Source organism: Marinobacterium lacunae, assembly GCF_000705555.1.
In the GTDB taxonomy this organism is placed as follows: Bacteria; Pseudomonadota; Gammaproteobacteria; order Pseudomonadales; family Balneatricaceae; genus Marinobacterium_D; species Marinobacterium_D lacunae.
The window spans coordinates 286203-304318 of sequence record NZ_JMQN01000013.1; the positions used below are offsets into that span (position 1 = coordinate 286203).

The window sequence follows — 18116 nt, forward strand, 5'->3', positions numbered from 1 at the left end:
CGGCGCGCTCAGGCGCCGGGAGCATAGTGAAGTGACAACCAGTACTCACGATCCGGCTGGTTGTAGTTGTTAACGGTCTGGTACTGCTCATCGAACAGGTTGTCGATGCGTGCCTTCAACGACCAGTCGCCGCCAAGACGGTAACCGGCGCGCAGATCCACGGTGGTGTATCCGGCCAGATGCGCCGTGCTGTCCTTACGCTTGCCCACCGCTTTTAGCGAGCTACCCATGGACCATTTGCCAAAATCGCGATCCGCGGCCAGGTTCAGCACCTTGCGCGGACGACGGCTGAGCAGGCTGTCATCTTCCAGATTTTTCGGATCCATCAGGTCGAGGCTCGACTGCAGATTCCAGCCTGCCAAACGCGTTGACGCCGCCAGCTCCAGACCTCGAATGCGCGCATCGCTGATGTTCATCGGCATGTATTTGCCAACTCCGTTGATATCCCAGGAGATCAGGTTTTCCACCTCGGTCTGGTACAGGTTGGCGCTCCAGCGAACACCTGCATTCTGACCGGACAGGCCGATCTCGTAGGTTTCGGACTCTTCAGGCACCAGATCGGGATTACCCACGGAGAACGCGGTTTCCGGCCAGTAAAGATCGTTGAAGGTCGGGGCTTTAAACGCAGTACCGTAGCTGGCGAACAGGCGCAGATCGGTATCGAGCTGTATACCCCAGGCCAGAGAGCCGGTGTTGTAGCCATCGAACTGTTCGTTGTCGTCGCGACGCAGACTGATCGCCACATCCTGATCGCCGAAATAGAGCTGCAACAGGCCAAACGCCGCCAGGTTGTCGCGCGAGGTTTCGGCGTAATCGTTGCTGCTGTCCACCTCGTCCTGCTGGTAGTCCACGCCCCAGGTGAACTGATTCATGCCACCGATCTGGTGCTCGCTGACAATTGAGGCAGTATCGCGTTCGGTATCGATATGGCTCTGATACTGGCCATCGCCGTACTGGGTCGACTCGTCACGGCTGCGCCCGAGCGTCATGTTCAGTGCCCAGTCGTCACGCAATGTCAGCTCAAGCGCCGCGCCCAGCGTATCCATGCGGGTCGTGGTGCTGTAGTTGTCAAAGCTGCTGCCACCGTCATAGGCGTTATCACCTTCGTTGCGGCTCCAGTTGAGACGCCCTGTTGCGCTGTCACTAAAGCGGTAACCGCCACTGAGTGCCCAGGAGCGGTTATCGTAGCCGTCGTCATCCGGGTTATAGCCGAAGGAGTCTTCCACCTTGGCGTTGAAGCCATCGGTGGTGTAGTCGCTCAGATCCAGGTTATACCAGCCCTGACCGTTCCCACCGGACGCCCCTAGTGTCACTTCACGGGCGTCGTGACTGCCCACTCCGGTACTGAAGCGCGGCGAGAATCCCTCACGCTGAGCGCCGCCCCGGGTGAAGATCTGGATGACGCCGCCAATCGCTTCGGAGCCGTAGAGGGATGAACGCGGTCCGCGCACGATCTCGATCCGCTCGATCTGATCAACCGCCAGATGCTCAAAACCGGTGGTGCCCAACGTCGCCGAGCCGACCTTGATGCCATCGATCAGCACCAACACCTGATCAGCGTTGGCACCGCGCAGAAAAACCGACCCGCTTTTGCCCCGACCGCCACTGTTGGTCACCATAATGCCCGGCGCACTGCCCAGCAGCTCGGTCACAGACTGTGCCTGCTTGCGTTCGATCTCTTCACGGTCGATAACGGTTACCGCGGCCAGTGTTTCATCGACGGTCTCGGCGCTGCGACTTGCAGTAACCAGAATGGTGGAGGGGATGGTTTCCGCCTGAACGGCAGAAACAGCGCAGCTTCCCAGCAGAATGGCTGCCGGAATGTAAAATGTGTTCATGGTTCTGGATGCCCTTAGCGTGCCGCCCGCACATAGTCATGGGTAAAACGGCATGCAAAGGGAAAGAAAGGACAGGGCACAGAATGCCTGATCCAGTTTCGACTGCCCTCCGCAATGCCGACTGCTAACGCTTCTGGCCGGTCTCCGGGCTCAGGAGTCGATTCAGGCATCGCCTGCATCCAAGAACAGCGCCTTCCCATATCCTGCGATACAGTGGCTTAGGCTGTTCCCACTCCTCTACCGTTGCGGGGGCAGCGCCGGCATTGCGAAACCCTGGGGTTTCACGCACCGGCTTCCCGATTAAGTTCCAGACCTGCATCTCTGCAAAGGCCTGGCTCACCAAAAGCATGGGCGCAATTCTAGAGCTGGCCCAGTAACGGGTCAAACAAGTCGTACTCGTCCAGGTATGAGCAGAATTTGATTGTCACCTCTACCGGTCGGCCCTCGCCGTGCTTCGCCAGGGCAGCGTTTCAAACGCTTCGATCAGGTAGTCACACAGCAGTTTAAGCCGGGGAAGTTGCTGGCGAACCTTGGGATACACCAGCCAGACGCCGGAGTGCGGGTAGCGATAGTTAGTCAGCAGGCTGATCAGCTCGCCCCGCTCGATCAGCGGCTCGACGTAATAATCAGGTAGTTGTGCAATCCCCAGCCCGCACTGCACGGCACTGAGCACGGCGGGGCCCGAGTTACTGCGCCAGTTACCCTGCACCCGGAGCTCCCGCCGATGCCCGCGATCCTGGAACAGCCAGGTGGGGCTGGTTCCGACCAGACAGTTGTGCAGCGACAGCTCGCTGAGGGTATGGGGTATGCCGTGCCGCTCGATATAGTCAGGCGATGCGCAGAGGTATTCACGCCGATCACACAGCCGCCTTGCCAACAGGCTGGAGTCCTCCAGTGTGCCCAGGCGTATCGCCAGGTCGTAGCCATCGCGAATCAGGTCGACCAGCTGGTTACTCAGGTGCAGCTCGATCTCAAGCTTGGGGTATCGGCGCATGAACTCCGGCAGCAGGGGCGCAATGAAGCGCTCACCAAAGGTGGCAGCACAGGTCAGCTTCAACTGCCCCGCAGGCTCGGACTGCTGACGGCTGATCTGCTCCTCGGCACTCAGGAAGCCCTCTAGCAGGTGATGGCACTGCTGGAAATACTGCTCGCCAGCTTCGCTGAGACGGATAGAACGGGTGGTCCGAAAAATCAGCGGCGTGCCCAGATGGGCCTCCAGCTCCGCCACCCGGCGGCTGATATGAGAAGCCGACACCCCAAGTTTCTCAGCCGCCGCGGAGAAACTGCCCTCCTGTACTACGGCCACGTAGGCCTCTATAGCATCCCACCGACGCACGCCAGACTCCTGCCAAAAATCAGATTTATGCCATCATTATTGCTATATGGCAAAAATGATTTTCTATCTGTGCCGAGATGAAATCCGAGCCATTAACTAAACTATGCCTCTACATTCGCTCCCGCTCTTGCCCCCATGCGCCTGCGGGATACCGTACATCCTTTACATACCGAGGAGTTGATCATGAAATCACGCGCTGCCGTGGCCTGGAAAGCAGGCGAACCGCTCACTATCGAAGAGGTGGATGTTCAGGGCCCGAAAGCGGGCGAGGTTCTGGTTCGCATCGTTGCGACCGGTGTCTGCCATACCGACGCGTTTACGTTGTCCGGTGCCGACCCCGAGGGTATCTTCCCATCGATTCTTGGCCATGAAGGCGCCGGTGTCGTGGAAGAGGTGGGTCCGGGCGTGACCACACTGAAGCCGGGCGACCACGTGATTCCGCTGTACACCGCCGAGTGCGGCAAGTGCAAATTCTGCCTCTCCGGCAAAACCAACCTGTGTCAGGCCGTACGCGCGACTCAGGGCCAGGGCCTGATGCCGGACGGCACCAGCCGTTTCTCCCTCAACGGCGAAACTATTTACCACTACATGGGCACCTCTACCTTCTCCGAATACACCGTGGTACCGGAAATTTCTCTGGCCAAGATCCACGTTGATGCGCCACTCGAGAAGGTCTGCCTGCTGGGTTGCGGCATCACCACTGGTATCGGCGCGGTGCTCAATACCGCCAAGGTCGAGCCGGGCTCCACCGTTGCGATCTTCGGTCTGGGCGGTATCGGTCTGTCCTGCATTCAGGGCGCCCGTATGGCCGGTGCCGAGCGCATCATCGCCATCGACATCAACGAAGACAAGTTCGAGATGGCCAAGCAGTTCGGTGCCACCGATTGCGTTAACCCGAAGAACTTCTCTGACCCGATCCAGCAGGTGATCGTCGACATGACCGACGGCGGTGTTGATTACTCCTTCGAGTGTATCGGTAACGTGCAGGTGATGCGTGCAGCCCTGGAGTGCTGCCACAAGGGTTGGGGCGAGTCGGTCATCATCGGTGTTGCCGGTGCCGGCCAGGAGATCTCCACCCGTCCGTTCCAGCTGGTAACAGGCCGCGTCTGGAAAGGCTCTGCCTTCGGTGGCGTCAAGGGCCGCAGCCAGTTGCCGGGCTACGTTGAAGATTACATGAACGGCAAGATCGAGATCGATCCGTTCATCACCCACACCATGGGCCTGGAAGACATCAACAAGGCATTCGACCTGATGCACGAAGGCAAGAGCATCCGTTCGGTCATCATCTACTGATCTCGTACCGCGGCATCAACCGATGATCTCGGGCGGTGCCGCTTCATCCGAACGCGTTTTCAAGGAGACTCGCTACATGTCAGAGTTATCCACAACCCCGGAGCTGATCGCCAGCAACAAGTGCTTTGGCGGCTGGCTCAAGCGCTACAAGCATCAATCCAGTAGTACGGGCACGGAGATGGTCTTCGCCATCTACCTGCCACCTCAGGCGCAGAACAAGCCGGTCCCGGTGCTCTATTGGCTCTCAGGCCTTACCTGCACCGACGAGAACTTCTCCCAGAAAGCCGGTGCCTTTCGCATGGCGGCAGAGCTGGGCATGGCGATCGTCTGCCCCGATACCAGCCCGCGCGGCACCGACCACCCCGGTGAACACGAAAGCTATGATTTCGGCTCGGGTGCCGGCTTCTATGTCAACGCCACGCAGGCCCCCTGGGCGGAACACTACCGCATGTATGACTATGTGGTCGCCGAACTGCCGACACTGGTGGAGGAGCATTTCCCGGTTACTGACGCACGCTCGATCAGCGGCCACTCCATGGGCGGGCATGGTGCCTTGATCTGTGCGCTGAAGAACCCCGGCCGCTACACGTCGGTGTCCGCCTTTGCCCCGATCAGCAACCCAATCAACTGCCCGTGGGGTGAGAAGGCGTTGGGCCGCTATCTGGGTCCGGATCGTGAAAGCTGGAAGGAGTGGGACAGCTGTGCGCTGATCGCCAACGCCGAGGAGCGCCTACCACTGCTGGTGGATCAGGGAGAAGCCGACAATTTCCTTGCCGAACAGCTCAACCCGGGCGCACTGCTGCATGCCTGCGAAAGTGCAGGACATCCGCTGGAGCTGAGAATGCAGCCGGGCTATGACCACAGCTACTTCTTCATCGCCAGTTTTATCGACGACCATCTGCGCCACCATGCTAAGGCGCTGGGGCTGTCGTAAACGACAGGCACAAAAAAGGCGGGCTTTAAGCCCGCCTTTTTTCATCCACAGATCGATCAGAGAGCAGCCAAAATCGTCTCGGCGCTACTCTTGTCGACGCCCTTGTCATCGACATTCAGCAACTCGACAGTGCCGTCGTTCACGATCATTGCGTAGCGCTGGCTGCGAATACCCAGACCGCCTTCGGTCAGATCTTTCTCCAGTCCGATCTCTTTGGTGAACACAGCGCTACCGTCAGCAAGCATGATGATCTCTTCAGCGTTCTGGGACTTACCCCACGCATCCATGACGAATGCGTCGTTTACCGCCAGGCAGACAATGCTGTCCACACCCTTGGCCTTGATCTTGTCGGCATTGACCACAAAACCCGGCAGATGGGTTATGGTGCAGCCCGGCGTAAACGCACCGGGAACGGCAAACAGAACCACTTTTTTGCCCGCAAACAGGTCATCGGTTGTCACCGATTCCGGCCCATTTTCGCCCATCACCTTGAACGTGACCGACGGCAGTTTATCGCCAACCTGAATAGCCATAGAGAGATCTCCTTGATTAGATCAATTGTTGACTTGATTACTCGGAATTCTAGCAGCCCCCAGAGACACTGACTAATCAATTCATCTAATTACGCCATGTCGATCAGGGGTCGTTCTCCGCCATCACCCAACTGATCTGCACCTTGCGTACGCCCCACTCAAGCGCCGCATCCACATCTTCGCCCATGTAGATGTCGATCTTGCGCTCCCAACGCGAATGCATCTTGTCGATTACCGTATAGCGCCCCTTGAGCCCCTTGATCCGTACCTCGGTGCCGTAGGTCAGCCCCTCCTTGACCAGATCATCGGAGACAGCAATCACCTTCATACCCGGGCGCAACTCATCCCCCCAGGCCGCCAGCGTAGGATCGCCACTGGTTTGCGAGGCAAGCGAATTGTAGGCCGAGGCGGTCACCGTCATCGTCATCGGCTCGGTATCTGCCGCGCAACGCATCGCTATCAGCATCGGTATTGCACACAGCAGCCACCCCAGGTTCCTGCGCACTTTGCCACCACCTGCTCGAGATTGCTCGTTCAAGGCAGTTACTCCCATTTCGTTACCGGTTAAAAACAATTCGCGTGACTTGAGCTCAATTTAGGTCTATATAAAGCACCCCATCCTGGAGTGTCGTCACGAGCGCTCATGAACACTATACCGAACACCCCGAACGAGCTTTGGCTTGACCGGATCGCCGATGAACTGGTCGAGCAAGGCTACATCATCTGCGACGGCGTCATCGACCCGGCGCTGACCGCTGCGCTTTACCAGCGCATTCAGCGTCTGGATGACGATGCCTTCCAACGCGCGGGGGTCGGTCGCGAGCAGGACCAACAACTCAACGCGCAGATCCGTCGCGACCAGATTCGCTGGCTCGACGTCCACGACGCCAGCGAGGCGGCCTACTTGGCGTGGATGGATCAGTTACGCCACGGCCTCAACCGCCGCCTGTTCATGGGGCTGTTCGATTACGAGTGCCACTTTGCCCACTACGCGCCCGGTGCCTTCTACAAACGCCATGTGGACGCGTTTCGCGGTCAAACCAACCGTATTCTCACCACCGTGTTCTATCTCAATACCGACTGGCAGACCGGCGACGGTGGCGAACTGCTGATCTACCCGGACCACGAGGGCACTGTGCTCGAACAGGTTGAGCCCAAAGCGGGTCGGCTGGTGGTATTCCTCAGCGACCGCTTCCCGCATGAGGTGCTACCGGCGAAGGTCGACCGCTACAGTATCGCGGGCTGGTTCCGCGTTAACGCCAGCATCGGCAACCAGATCGACCCACCGCGCTGAAGCTGCTCAGTCACGTTCGCGGTAGCGGTCGTGACACGCCTTACAGGCCTGCGCTACCTGTCCGAAGTAGGGCCGCAGGCCGTCTCGATCTTCATGTTTGGCCGCTTCGGCAAGTGCGGCTGTCTTCTCCTCGAGTTGCTGCATCAGCTGGTCGAATCGATCTCGCTGGTACCAAAGCTCAGATGCGGCACGGGTGGGCACCGTTTCACTCTTTTCAGAGCCCTTGATGAACCCCTCGCCAAGCATCGGGGCCAATGCAGCCAACCGGTCGGCCTCCTGCGCAAAACGGGCGGCATCGAACGGCTTGCGCTCCTGTATCATTGCGCCCATATCACTGAAGTTCCACTTCAGCGCCCGAAACAGTCCCTGACGATATTCGATCGCATCGTCACCGCTGGCGGCCATGACCCAACCGGGTACTGCCAGACCTAGCAGTACACCCAATATCCACGCTTTTTTCATCTCAAATCCTTCATCTTGCCTGTACGCTTACCGCGCCCATTCGACCGCGGTCAAAGTCGGCGGTTCACCACTGCTCGGATTGCACGCGAATCTGCTATACTGCGCGCCTTCGATGACCATCCCCACGCCTGTGGATATCCCAGAACCCGACTTCCCGGAACGCCCGTGACCCAGACACGTTTCAGCACCCTGAACCTGCCCGCCGCCCAGATAGAAAACCTGACATCGATCGGTTATGAGCAGATGACACCGATCCAGCAACTGAGCCTGCCGGTGGTATTGGCCGGTCAGGACCTGATCGCCCAGGCCAAGACCGGCAGTGGCAAAACCGCCGCATTCGGCATCGGCCTGCTGACAACGCTGAAACCCCGGCTGTTCGCAGCCCAGGCGCTGGTACTCTGCCCGACCCGCGAGCTGGCCACTCAGGTGGCAAAGGAGCTTCGCCGTCTGGCGCGCTATCTGGAGAATATCAAGATCGTCACCCTGTGTGGCGGTACTCCGATTGGCCCGCAGATCGGCTCGCTCGAACATGGGGCGCATATCGTCGTCGGTACACCGGGCAGGATCAAGGACCATTTGCGCAAAGGCACGTTGACGCTGGATCGGGTTAGCTGTCTGGTGCTCGACGAAGCCGACCGCATGCTGGATATGGGCTTTGCCGAGGATATAGGCGTCATCATCGACAGCACACCGTCCAGCCGACAGACACTGCTGTTCTCGGCCACCTACCCTCAGGATATTGAGCAGCTCTCCGCGCATTACCAGCGCGATCCCCAGCGCGTGACCGCAGCGGAGCAACACAGCTCGGTGGCGATCGAACAGCGCGCCTATCTGTGTGACGAACCCTACAAGGCCGATACCCTGATCGCGTTGCTGCAACAGCAGGCGCCTGAGGCAGCGGTTATCTTCTGCAACACCAAGGGGCGTTGCGACGAGTACGCCGAGGCGCTGAAAAGCGCCGGTTTTCAGGTCGGTGTTCTGCACGGCGATATGGAACAGCGCGAACGCGACCAGCGTATCACCCTGTTCAGCAACCGCAGCCTGACACTGCTAGTCGCCACCGACGTGGCCGCCCGCGGTCTGGACATCGATGCGGTGGATCTGGTGGTCAATGTCGATCTGCCCCGCGAGCCCGCGGTGTATACGCACCGCATCGGCCGCACGGGGCGTGCAGGGCGCAGCGGCGTGGCCCTGAGTCTGGTCGGTCCGAAAGAGAGCATCAAGCTTGAGCGTATTAACGCCCTTCAAGAAGCACCGATCGATGTGATTGAACAACTGCCGACACCCAACCATGATCACCGTCCGCCGCGGGCGCCGATGCGCACCCTGGCGATCGCAGGCGGGCGCAAGAACAAGCTGCGCCCCGGCGATATCGTCGGCACCCTGACCGCCGGTGGCGAGCTTACAGGAGATGATATCGGCAGTATCGATATCGGCGACTTCACCGCCTATGTGGCGGTCAAACGCGAACTGTCGGAGATCGCGCTGGATAAGCTGAAGTCACGTACCATCAAGGGCAAGAGCTACCGCGTGCGCAAGCTGTAGGTCGCTGGCAGGCTCCGTGGGCGTGGCGATGATACTGGAGCTGACATTGTTGACCCGGATGCCTTGTCCACCGCCCTCCATTGCAACGGCACATTGCGCAATCCTCACCTATAGTTAGGCGGATCGTTTTGATCGCAGTTATCCATAGATGAGGATTTATCGATGGCAGGGAAATTCGAGCTATATCGCGACAAAGCCGGTGAGTACCGTTTTCGCCTCAAGGCCGGGAACGGTCAGGCTATAGGTGCGTCTGAAGGATACACGGCTAAAAGCGGTGCCGAAAACGGCATCGAGTCGGTTAAAACCAACTGCACCGACATGAATCGATATACGATATTCGAGGGTAAAAGCGGCAAGTATTACTTCAATCTGAAAGCCAAAAATGGACAGGTTATCCTCAGCTCTCAAGGGTATGAAAGTGAGCAAGGTGCGCAAAACGGCTGTGAATCGGTCTCTCGCCACGCGCCTGATGCGCCCGTTGTAGAGGTGGAGTAAACCACAATCCGATGCAGCGCAGGGGCTCAACGCCCTTGCGCTTTACCTGTTCGGTATGACGCTACTTGAGCAGGGAGCCCAATAATCCGCGTAACAGCCGGCGTCCGACCGAACTGCCCAGACTGCGGGCAACACTCTTCAGGAAGGCTTCACCGACCGATTCACGACTGCGGCCGCGACTACCGCGCTTGGTAGCCGGGCTTTCGCGCACGCGATCAGCCTGAGCGCTCGAGTTTTTGAGCGCCTGTTGTTCAACCCGCCGCTGCAACTCTTCATGTGCAGAGTCCGGATCGTATGCCTCGCGATATTGACGCAGTAAGGGGTTATCCCCAAGCACGCGCTCACGCTCATCCGCCTGCGCAGGACCGATACGCGAGGCAGGCGGTGCGATCAGCAACTGCTGCACCGGTGTCGGAACCCCTCCTTCATCCAGTACCGATACCAACGCCTCGCCCACACCCAACAGGAAAATCACCTCGGCTGTATCCAGCTCAGGATTGGGCCTGAACGATTGTGCCGCTACCCGTACCGCCTTTTGCTCTTTCGGCGTATAGGCCCGCAGCGCATGCTGAATCCGGTTGCCCAGCTGCCCGAGCACGGAGTCGGGTATGTCCGCTGGAGACTGGGTAATGAAGTACACACCCACCCCCTTGGAGCGGATCAGCCGCACCAGCTGCTCGATTTTCTCCAGCAGCGCCTTGGGTGCGCTGTTAAACAGCAGATGTGCCTCATCGAAGAAGAACACCAGAACCGGCACGTCCGGATCGCCGATCTCCGGCAGTTGCTCGAACAGTTCCGATAGCAGCCAGAGCAGGAAGGTGGAGTACAGCCGCGGCGACTGGATCAGCCGTTCGGCGCTCAGGATGTTGATCATCCCGCGCCCGGTACGATCGGTGCGCAGCAGATCGTTCAACGACAGCGCGGGTTCGCCAAAGAACAGCTCGCCGCCTTCACGCTCGATCATCAACAACCGGCGCAGAATGGCATTGACCGACGCCTTCGATACCGCGAACTGGGTACCTATCTCGCGCCCATGCTCGGCCAGGTAGTTGAGCGTGGTGCGCAGGTCATCGATATCAACCAGCAGCAAACCTTCATCATCGGCGAATTCGAAAGCCAGTGTGAGAATGCTCTCCTGAGTTTCGTTCAACTCCAGTAACGCGGCCAGTAGCTGCGGCCCCATCTCGGAGATGGTACTGCGCACCGGTATGCCACGCTCGCCGAACAGATCCCAGAAGGCGACCGGACTCGGCGCCTGGCGGTAGTCCGCAATGCCGATTCGTTGCAGCCGCTCGTCGATCTTGTGATGCGGCGTACCGGCGCAACATAATCCGGACAGGTCGCCCTTCACATCCGCCATGAAGACCGGCACGCCCAGGCGCGAAAACCCTTCAGCCAATACCTGAAGCGTAACCGTCTTACCGGTCCCGGTCGCCCCGGCTATCAACCCGTGACGGTTGGCATAACGCGGATTCAGCGCCAACTGCTCGCCGTTTGCGCCCCCTATCAACATCGTTGCTGACATCGATCACTCCCCCTGAGATAAGGCGTTTACCGGCGCGCAGGCATCACGCGCAGGTTTTACAACAGCTCCAGTACCGGCTCGCGCAGCTTGGCAAACTGCTCACGCAGCTGCAGCAGGTGCTCGCCCCAGTAGCGCTCGGTATTGAACCAGGAAAAATTGTGTGGAAACGCCGGATCTTCCCAGCGCCGCGCCAGCCACGCCGAGTAATGCAGCATGCGCAGGCAGCGCAGCGCCTCGACCAGATGCAGCTCCCGGGGATCGAATTCGGCGAACTCGTTATACCCCTCGATCACCTCGCACAGCTGCAACTGCAACTCGTTGCGGTCATCGCCGGTCAGCAGCATCCAGAGATCCTGAATGGCCGGTGCCATGCAGGCATCGTCAAAATCGACGAAGTTCGGCGTGTCATCACGCCAGAGGATATTGCCGCCGTGGCAATCGCCGTGGGCGCGTATATAACGCACGTTACCGGCACGCTTGAACGCGGCTTCCACTTCACGGAGAAGGTCGGCGGTCAAACTGACGTAGGCCTCGCGCAACGACGCGGGGATGAAGTCCCGTGCGATTAGCTCAACACTGTCGTGACCGTAGCTCTGAATATCGAGCCGCGGACGGTACTTGAAATCGCGCACCGCCCCAATCAGGTGGATGCGTCCCAGCGTATGCCCGAGCTGATAGAGATGGTCCGGATCACTCAGCTCCGGCGCCCGTCCGCCATGGCGGCGATAGAGTGCAAAGCGATAGTCACCGAAGTTAAACAGACTCTCACCCGCTTCGTTGCGCAACGGCGCCACCACCGGCAGCTCCTGCTCTGCCATCTCGAAGCAGAAGGCGTGCTCTTCGAGTATCTGCTCGTCACTCCAGCGCCGGGGGCGGTAGAACTTGGCTATCAGCGGTTGTGACTCCTCGATGCCCACCTGGTAGACACGGTTTTCATAGCTGTTGAGGGCCAGGATTCGACCATCGCTGAGGTAGCCCTGCGACTCCACCGCGTCGATGACGGTGTCAGGCATAAGCTGATAGAAGGGCTGGCTCGGATTATCTGTCATGGGGGCACCGCGTTATGTCGTATGCGGCATTCTAGCCTTGGGGCCAAGCTCTTGCGAGGAGCAATACTCAGCTTTCGGAACCGGAGCCCTCGCCGCCGATAAAACGGTATCCCACGCCGGGCTCGGTTTCGATATAGACAGGCGCGGTGGCACGATCGCCCAGCTTGTTGCGGATCTGGCGAATGAAGATGCGCAGATAGTGGGTGTCATCGATATGCGTTTCACCCCAGAATTTACGCAGCAGATACTGCTGGGTCAGGATGCGCCCGGGGTAGCTGACAAGCTCGGCAAGCAGATCGAACTCCTTGCGCGAGAAGTGCACAGGTTCGCCATCGAGCAGCACGCGGCGGGTCTGGATATCCAGTTTAAGGTGCTGATCTTCATAGCCAGCCGGTGCCACTTCAATGGTCGAGAAGGTGCGCAATACCGCACGGATACGAGCCAGTAGCTCTTTGACCCCGAACGGCTTCTCCACGTAGTCGTTACACCCGCTATCGAGCGCCTGCACCTTTTCACGCTCACTGTTGCGTACCGACAGCACGATCACAGGCCCGCTGTAGAAGATGCGCAGATCACGCAGCACCCGCTGTCCGTCCATATCCGGCAGACCCAGATCGAGAATGATCAGATCAGGGGTTTCCAGTGCGGCCTTTTGCAGCCCTTCCCGGCCGCTCTCAGCCTCCAGAATCTCGTAGCCCTGAGAGCTCAGGCTGATATTGAGGAAGCGGCGGATCTGCGGCTCGTCATCGATGACCAGTATACGTGTCATGTCCCTCCTCCGGGCTGGGCCTTATCGAGCGGTAGCGTCAGCCTCAGCACTGTGCCGTGCTCGGGCGAGCTTGAAAGTACGCGGGCCTGCCCACCGTGGGCACCGAGAATTCCCTGGCAGATCGCCAGCCCAAGGCCCGTACCCCCGCTTTGCTGATCGCCCTGCGACAGGGTGAAGAACATGTCGAATATCTGCGACCAGAGTGCCTCCGGCATGCCGGGCCCCTGATCACGGATATCGATCTCCAGTCGGGCATCCCTGAGCGCAACGCTGAGGCTGATCTCCCCGTCAGGCGGCGAAAAACGGATCGCATTTTCCAACACGTTGAAGATCGCCTGCTCCAGCAGCGCCGCATGCACGTAGAGCAGCGGCATCTCATCGGCGAGTTCGACGTCAATCCGCTGATGCTCACTGAGTAAGGGTCTGGCGCGTCGGATGACGACATTCAGGATGTCATCGATGCCGATCCAGTCCCGCTCCAGCTTCAGCTCACCCTGGCCCAGTTTGGTCATATCCAGCAGTTTCTGGATATACCGGTCCAGACGGCGCGCTTCGCTCAAGGTGTTGCTGAGCAGTTCATCCTTCTGTGATGCCGATAGACTGTCATGCAGATCGATCAACGTGGACACCGAACCGATCATCGCCGCCAGTGGCGTGCGCAGATCATGCGAAATGGAGGAGAGCAGTGCCGAGCGCAGCTGTTCGCGCTCCTTGACCAGCGTCTCCTGTCCCAGAGACTCGACCAGCAGCACCCGACTCCAGGCCAGCCGTGCAAGCTCTGAGTACGCATCGAGTTGCAGGCGACGCACGGCATCGAGTCCGGTTGTCAGCGGCAGCGACAAAACACCGCGCACCGCCTGCCGATCACAGAACAGTATGCGCACGCCACCCTCGTCAGAGGCGATTCTGACGGTATCGCCTTCTAACGGCGGCACTGATTCGAAAGGTGGCGTCTGCTGTCGAACCTCGGTGTTAAAACCCTCGCGCAACTGCGCGGCGAATACCTCGATCAGATCGTTTGCCGAGACACAGGAAGAGAGCCGTCGTGCCATCGCCATCTGCTCTCGGCTCCAGCGGCTGCTAATCTCCAGTGCATCAACCTTTTCCCGCAACCGCGCCGTCAGGTGGCCGGTAACCAGCGCCACCAATATCAGCAGTGCAGCCGTGAGCAGATCCTCCCGGTGCAGGATAAACAGGGTGTAGTGCGGCTCGGTGAAGAAGAAGTTGTAGGCCAGAAAACTCAGACAGGCCGCCAGCAGTGCAGGCCCGGAGCCTGTGTAAACGGCGGTCAGCAGCACAGCACCGAGATAGAACATCGCAAGGCTCGGCACCGGCAACAGCTGCTGCAGCCAAAGGCAGGGCAGCGTCGCCAGCATCGGCACCAGCAACGCCAGCAGCCAATGCTGCGGCGATGCCCGTACCTCGATACGCGTCAGATCGAACATCAGCCTCTCCAGAACACCGGCGAGAGCAGCACCATGACGGTCAACAGCTCCAACCGCCCGAGGATCATGGCAAAGCTGAGCAGCCACTTGGCGGCATCCGGCAGCGCCGCGAAGTTGCCGGCCGGGCCGATGGTCTCGCCCAACCCCGGACCGACGTTGGTCAGCGCAGTGATCGCACCGGTAAAGGCGGTCAGGAAGTCGACGCCAATCCAAGTTAGCGCCAGGGTGGTGGCGGCCAGTACGATAAAGAACAGGAAGGAGAAGGCGACCGCCGAAGAGATGATATCGTCCGGAATCGGCTTACCGTTGTAGCGGATCGCCGAGACGCTGCGCGGATGCACCAGCTTGTGCATCTGGTCCGCCAGAAACAGGTATGAGAGCTGAAAGCGGAAAATCTTCATACCGCCAGCAGTGGAGCCGGAGCAGCCGCCGATGAAGGTGACCATAAAGAAGATGCCGATGCTGAACTCGCCCCAGAGTGTGTAATCGGTGGACGCATAACCGGTGGTGGTGATGATCGAGACGATGTTGAACGCGGCATGGGTCAACACCTCGAACAGCCCCCGCTCACCCACCACCAGTTGCTCAATGGTCAGCAGCAGCACCAGAAAGAGGACGATATAGATAAACCCCTTGGCCTGCTGATCAACCAGCACCCGCAGACGCCGCTGCGCCAGAAAACGCACATAGAGGGTAAACGGCAGGCTGCCGAGCATCATGAACAGCACCGAGATCCACAAAATGGTGTTGCTGAAACGGCCCATGGAGCGATCGTCGGTGGCATAACCGCCGGTCGATACGGTCGTCATGGCGTGGTTGATCGCGTCGAAGGGGGTCATGCCCGCAGCCCAGTAACTGAGCGCACAGAGCACCGAGATCAGCAGATAGACGGCGAGAAGCCCGCGTGCCATCTCGTGAAAGCGGGGCATCGATTTCTCCGACCAGTCGGAGGATTCGGTCTGGAACAGGCGCATACCACCGACGCGCAGGAAAGGCAGAATCGAGACCGCCATACCGATCACACCCAGACCGCCGACCCATTGTAAAATCGAGCGCCAGAGCAGAATAGGCCGGGGAACGTGATCCAGATGCGAGAGCACGGTCGACCCGGTGGTGGTGATGCCGGACACGGTTTCGAAGATCGCATCGGTCAGCGTCAGCGGATGATCGATCAACACCAGCGGCAGAGCGCCGGCAAAGGAGAGCATCAGCCAGCTCAGACTGGTCAGCAGATAGAGCTGACGCGAGTTCAGGTTAAAACGCTCCTCACGACCGAGCAGGATCAGTCCCAGACCGCAGACCAGCGCTATACCGGCCGCAAATCCGAACGCCCGGTACTCCGGATCCTGAATCGCGTAGCCATACAGGGTTGGCGCCAACAGCAGGCCCGCCATGACCAGCGCGAGGATACCGCAGATAAACAGTATCGGACGAAACAGCCTGAGCATAGCGGCCCTCCTCCCTCAGAACAGTGCCAAACCTTCCTGGAACATCTTCTCCACTGCGCCCTGGCTCTGCCTGTTGGCCATGATAAAGATCAGGTGATCCTCTTCTTGAATCCGCAGATCGCCTTTCGCTATCAACACGCCACCATCACGTACCACCGCACCGAGTACAACGCCGTCCGGTTGGGGTAGCTCGGATATTCGACGGCCAACCAGCCGCGACCTGCGCCCCCCTCGCGCCACTGCCTCGAGCGCTTCGGCGTTACCTTGGCGCAGAGAGTAGACTCGCGCCATATCACCGCGGCGTACATAGGTCAGCAGGCTGCCGATGGTGACCTGTTGCGGCGAGATGGCGATATCGATGCCCTCACCCTCAATCAGCTCGATGTAGGCGGGATTATTGATGATCGTCATTACCTTACGCGCGCCGAGGCGTTTGGCCAGCATCGACGCCATGATATTGGCCTCGTCATCGTTGGTCAGCGCGCAGAACAGATCGGTCTGTTCGATCCCCTCAGCTTCCAGCAGGTTCGCCTCGGATGCGCCACCGTTGATCACCACGGTTTGCGTCAGCTCGGCCGAGATCTGGTTACAACGGGCAATGTTGCGCTCGATCACCTTGACGCTGTACCGCCCCTCCAGCCGCTCGGCCAAGGCTTTACCGATATTGCCGCCACCGGCGATGATGATCCGTTGATAGGGTGGCCGCTCACCGCAGCAGAGCGACATCACCCGGGGCATCTGCTCCGCCACCGACACAAACAACAGTTCGTCGTTGGCCTCGATCAACGTATCCCCCGAGATGCCGACCGCCTCCCCCTGCCGGTAGATCGCGACCACTCGCATACGCACATCGGGCAGTTGGCGGCTCAGTTCGCTGAGCCGCCGCCGACAGATCGGCGACTTGGCGGCAACCCGTATCGACACCAATTTGACCAAACCGTCGGCGAAGTCGAGCACCTCGATCGCCCCAGGGTACTGGAGCAACTGCTCGATATACGCCGTGACCAGCTGTTCAGGGCTGATCATCACGTCCACCGGTACGGCACTGCTGGCGAACAGCCGGTCGGCGTGTGCCATGTAGTGAGGGGAACGAATGCGGGCGATCTTGCGTGGGGTATTAAACAGCGTACTGGCGATCTGGCAGGCAACCATGTTGACCTCGTCGCTGCTGGTCACCGCAATCAGCATATCAGTATCGGCACAACCGGCCTGATCAAGCACGCCGGGATAGGAGGCCTCCCCCTCCAGCGTACGCAGGTCGAGCCGGTCCTGCAGCAGGCGCAGGCGTTCCGGCTCGTTGTCGACAACAGTGATGTCGTTGGCTTCGCTGGACAGTTTCTCCGCCAGCGCGGCACCGACCTGCCCGGCTCCGAGAATAATGATTCGCATGATGCAACACCGCCGACTGATCGGCCTTTCAGGATAACTGTCCGCTATTGTCGACCAATTCGGTGTAAAAATTCGAGTGCGGGAGGCCAGCTAGCGCGTAAATATTGCGTAAAAATTGCCGATTACGATCAATGTATGGCCGCAGGGTTTAGGCCGTCAGGCCATCAACAGCTCATAGGCTTCGCGCACCCGTCGAAACTGCTCCACATCGCCCCCCCGGTCCGGATGGTGACGTGCTGCCAGTCGCCGATAGGCGCGGCGTACAGCCTCCGGCTCAGTGCCGGGGGCGATACCGAGTGTCTGCCAGGCCTGTTCAATACGGCTATCACCGCAATAACGACGCCAGAAGCCGTTAAGCAGCTGTCGCACATACTGACTGCTGCTCTTCTCGAACTCACGCCAGTCCAGGTAGTACTCGCGCAGGGGGTTAGACTTCGCCAGTGCCTGCTGTTCCGAGGCGATAAGCGGTTCAAGCGGATGAATCTGAATATGCAGGGCCGATATGGACAACTCGAAGCCCTCCTCGTACAGCACAGGCTCCAAACGGTACAACGCATTCATGATCAGGAAATGTTTACGGAACAGCAGCAGCTCGGATGTCACATCAGGCTCGTCATCCAGTGCGAGCCCGTCGAACTCGAGCTGCTTCATCAAGGCGTATTCACTCAATCCACCCGGATGCTGGTGGAGCAGGCGGGCGATGGGCGCAAGCAGAGGATTATCCGCCATCGGTTCCTCGTCGTGTATCGACACGGTGCAGA

Annotated in this window: 17 protein-coding genes and 1 riboswitch; of the genes, 5 read left to right on the top strand and 12 right to left on the bottom strand. The window is 59.4% G+C overall.

Annotated features, from left to right (window positions below; all coding sequences use genetic code 11):
• Positions 1–8 precede the first annotated feature (8 nt).
• Complete coding sequence (locus ADIMK_RS04170) at positions 9–1838, bottom strand: TonB-dependent receptor domain-containing protein (RefSeq protein ID WP_036183932.1); 1830 nt, start codon at positions 1836–1838, stop codon at positions 9–11.
• Between the two features lie 118 nt (positions 1839–1956).
• Positions 1957–2197: riboswitch (cobalamin riboswitch) on the bottom strand.
• A gap of 71 nt (positions 2198–2268) precedes the next feature.
• Entirely contained in the window at positions 2269–3174 is a 906-nt protein-coding gene (locus ADIMK_RS04180) for a LysR family transcriptional regulator (RefSeq protein ID WP_036183937.1), read from the bottom strand.
• Positions 3175–3357: 183 nt separating this feature from the next.
• Between ADIMK_RS04180 and ADIMK_RS04185 the strand changes: the two genes are divergently transcribed.
• Both ADIMK_RS04185 and fghA read left to right on the top strand, forming a co-directional pair.
• Entirely contained in the window at positions 3358–4467 is a 1110-nt protein-coding gene (locus ADIMK_RS04185; protein WP_036183939.1) for an S-(hydroxymethyl)glutathione dehydrogenase/class III alcohol dehydrogenase, read from the top strand.
• A gap of 76 nt (positions 4468–4543) precedes the next feature.
• Positions 4544–5401 (top strand): S-formylglutathione hydrolase, encoded by an 858-nt coding sequence (gene fghA / locus ADIMK_RS04190; RefSeq protein ID WP_036183942.1) that lies wholly within the window; start codon positions 4544–4546, stop codon positions 5399–5401.
• Positions 5402–5457: 56 nt separating this feature from the next.
• Here the strand turns inward: fghA and ADIMK_RS04195 are convergent, their stop codons facing one another.
• Both ADIMK_RS04195 and ADIMK_RS04200 read right to left on the bottom strand, forming a co-directional pair.
• Positions 5458–5934 carry a peroxiredoxin gene (locus ADIMK_RS04195; protein WP_036183945.1) on the bottom strand — a complete coding sequence of 159 codons (477 nt, stop codon included), beginning with the start codon at positions 5932–5934 and terminating at the stop codon, positions 5458–5460.
• Positions 5935–6037: 103 nt separating this feature from the next.
• Entirely contained in the window at positions 6038–6472 is a 435-nt protein-coding gene (locus tag ADIMK_RS04200; protein ID WP_231516999.1) for a 3D domain-containing protein, read from the bottom strand.
• 105 nt (positions 6473–6577) lie between these two features.
• Here ADIMK_RS04200 and ADIMK_RS04205 point away from each other — a divergent pair, with 105 nt between their 5' ends.
• Positions 6578–7228, top strand: a complete 651-nt coding sequence (locus tag ADIMK_RS04205; RefSeq protein WP_036183951.1) for a 2OG-Fe(II) oxygenase — start codon at positions 6578–6580, stop codon at positions 7226–7228.
• 6 nt (positions 7229–7234) lie between these two features.
• Here ADIMK_RS04205 and ADIMK_RS04210 read toward each other — a convergent pair whose 3' ends face one another.
• Positions 7235–7690, bottom strand: a complete 456-nt coding sequence (locus ADIMK_RS04210) for a c-type cytochrome (RefSeq protein ID WP_036183954.1) — start codon at positions 7688–7690, stop codon at positions 7235–7237.
• A gap of 165 nt (positions 7691–7855) precedes the next feature.
• Here ADIMK_RS04210 and dbpA point away from each other — a divergent pair, with 165 nt between their 5' ends.
• Positions 7856–9235, top strand: coding sequence for an ATP-dependent RNA helicase DbpA (dbpA, locus tag ADIMK_RS04215; protein ID WP_036183956.1), 1380 nt, complete (start codon positions 7856–7858; stop codon positions 9233–9235).
• Between the two features lie 162 nt (positions 9236–9397).
• Positions 9398–9730 (top strand): YegP family protein, encoded by a 333-nt coding sequence (locus ADIMK_RS04220; protein WP_036183960.1) that lies wholly within the window; start codon positions 9398–9400, stop codon positions 9728–9730.
• Positions 9731–9791: 61 nt separating this feature from the next.
• On the opposite strand, the gene ADIMK_RS04225 is transcribed toward ADIMK_RS04220, so the two are convergent.
• The 7 genes from ADIMK_RS04225 to ADIMK_RS04255 all read right to left on the bottom strand — a co-directional run bounded on the left by ADIMK_RS04225 (position 9792) and on the right by ADIMK_RS04255 (position 18084).
• A complete protein-coding gene (locus ADIMK_RS04225; RefSeq protein WP_036183963.1) occupies positions 9792–11255 on the bottom strand; it encodes a helicase HerA-like domain-containing protein in 1464 nt (487 codons plus the stop codon).
• Positions 11256–11311: 56 nt separating this feature from the next.
• Positions 11312–12304, bottom strand: coding sequence for a serine/threonine protein kinase (locus tag ADIMK_RS04230; RefSeq protein WP_036183966.1), 993 nt, complete (start codon positions 12302–12304; stop codon positions 11312–11314).
• Between the two features lie 67 nt (positions 12305–12371).
• Positions 12372–13073 (bottom strand): response regulator, encoded by a 702-nt coding sequence (locus ADIMK_RS04235; RefSeq protein WP_036183969.1) that lies wholly within the window; start codon positions 13071–13073, stop codon positions 12372–12374.
• Positions 13070–14518, bottom strand: coding sequence for a sensor histidine kinase (locus ADIMK_RS04240; protein ID WP_051692445.1), 1449 nt, complete (start codon positions 14516–14518; stop codon positions 13070–13072). Before ADIMK_RS04240 ends, ADIMK_RS04235 begins: the two co-directional genes overlap by 4 nt.
• On the bottom strand, positions 14518–15966 hold the full coding sequence (locus ADIMK_RS04245; RefSeq protein ID WP_036183972.1) for a TrkH family potassium uptake protein: 1449 nt from the start codon (positions 15964–15966) through the stop codon (positions 14518–14520). The genes ADIMK_RS04240 and ADIMK_RS04245 overlap by 1 nt, the downstream gene beginning before the upstream one ends.
• A 15-nt stretch (positions 15967–15981) precedes the next feature.
• Positions 15982–17355, bottom strand: coding sequence for a Trk system potassium transporter TrkA (gene trkA / locus ADIMK_RS04250; RefSeq protein WP_036183975.1), 1374 nt, complete (start codon positions 17353–17355; stop codon positions 15982–15984).
• A 156-nt stretch (positions 17356–17511) separates the two neighbouring features.
• The gene (locus ADIMK_RS04255; RefSeq protein WP_036183977.1) at positions 17512–18084 is read right to left on the bottom strand and encodes a DNA-J related domain-containing protein; all 573 of its coding nucleotides are present in this window, start codon (positions 18082–18084) and stop codon (positions 17512–17514) included.
• Positions 18085–18116 lie beyond the last annotated feature (32 nt).

Excerpts from the sequence above, each read along its gene's own strand:
- ADIMK_RS04170 (WP_036183932.1), bottom strand. The coding sequence starts at position 1,838 with ATGAACACATTTTACATTCCGGCAGCCATTCTGCTGGGAAGCTGCGCT.
- ADIMK_RS04185 (WP_036183939.1), top strand. The coding sequence starts at position 3,358 with ATGAAATCACGCGCTGCCGTGGCCTGGAAAGCAGGCGAACCGCTCACT.
- fghA (WP_036183942.1), top strand. The coding sequence starts at position 4,544 with ATGTCAGAGTTATCCACAACCCCGGAGCTGATCGCCAGCAACAAGTGC.
- ADIMK_RS04195 (WP_036183945.1), bottom strand. The coding sequence starts at position 5,934 with ATGGCTATTCAGGTTGGCGATAAACTGCCGTCGGTCACGTTCAAGGTG.
- ADIMK_RS04205 (WP_036183951.1), top strand. The coding sequence starts at position 6,578 with ATGAACACTATACCGAACACCCCGAACGAGCTTTGGCTTGACCGGATC.
- ADIMK_RS04210 (WP_036183954.1), bottom strand. The coding sequence starts at position 7,690 with ATGAAAAAAGCGTGGATATTGGGTGTACTGCTAGGTCTGGCAGTACCC.
- ADIMK_RS04220 (WP_036183960.1), top strand. The coding sequence starts at position 9,398 with ATGGCAGGGAAATTCGAGCTATATCGCGACAAAGCCGGTGAGTACCGT.
- ADIMK_RS04225 (WP_036183963.1), bottom strand. The coding sequence starts at position 11,255 with ATGTCAGCAACGATGTTGATAGGGGGCGCAAACGGCGAGCAGTTGGCG.
- ADIMK_RS04230 (WP_036183966.1), bottom strand. The coding sequence starts at position 12,304 with ATGACAGATAATCCGAGCCAGCCCTTCTATCAGCTTATGCCTGACACC.
- ADIMK_RS04235 (WP_036183969.1), bottom strand. The coding sequence starts at position 13,073 with ATGACACGTATACTGGTCATCGATGACGAGCCGCAGATCCGCCGCTTC.
- ADIMK_RS04240 (WP_051692445.1), bottom strand. The coding sequence starts at position 14,518 with ATGTTCGATCTGACGCGTATCGAGGTACGGGCATCGCCGCAGCATTGG.
- ADIMK_RS04245 (WP_036183972.1), bottom strand. The coding sequence starts at position 15,966 with ATGCTCAGGCTGTTTCGTCCGATACTGTTTATCTGCGGTATCCTCGCG.
- trkA (WP_036183975.1), bottom strand. The coding sequence starts at position 17,355 with ATGCGAATCATTATTCTCGGAGCCGGGCAGGTCGGTGCCGCGCTGGCG.
- ADIMK_RS04255 (WP_036183977.1), bottom strand. The coding sequence starts at position 18,084 with ATGGCGGATAATCCTCTGCTTGCGCCCATCGCCCGCCTGCTCCACCAG.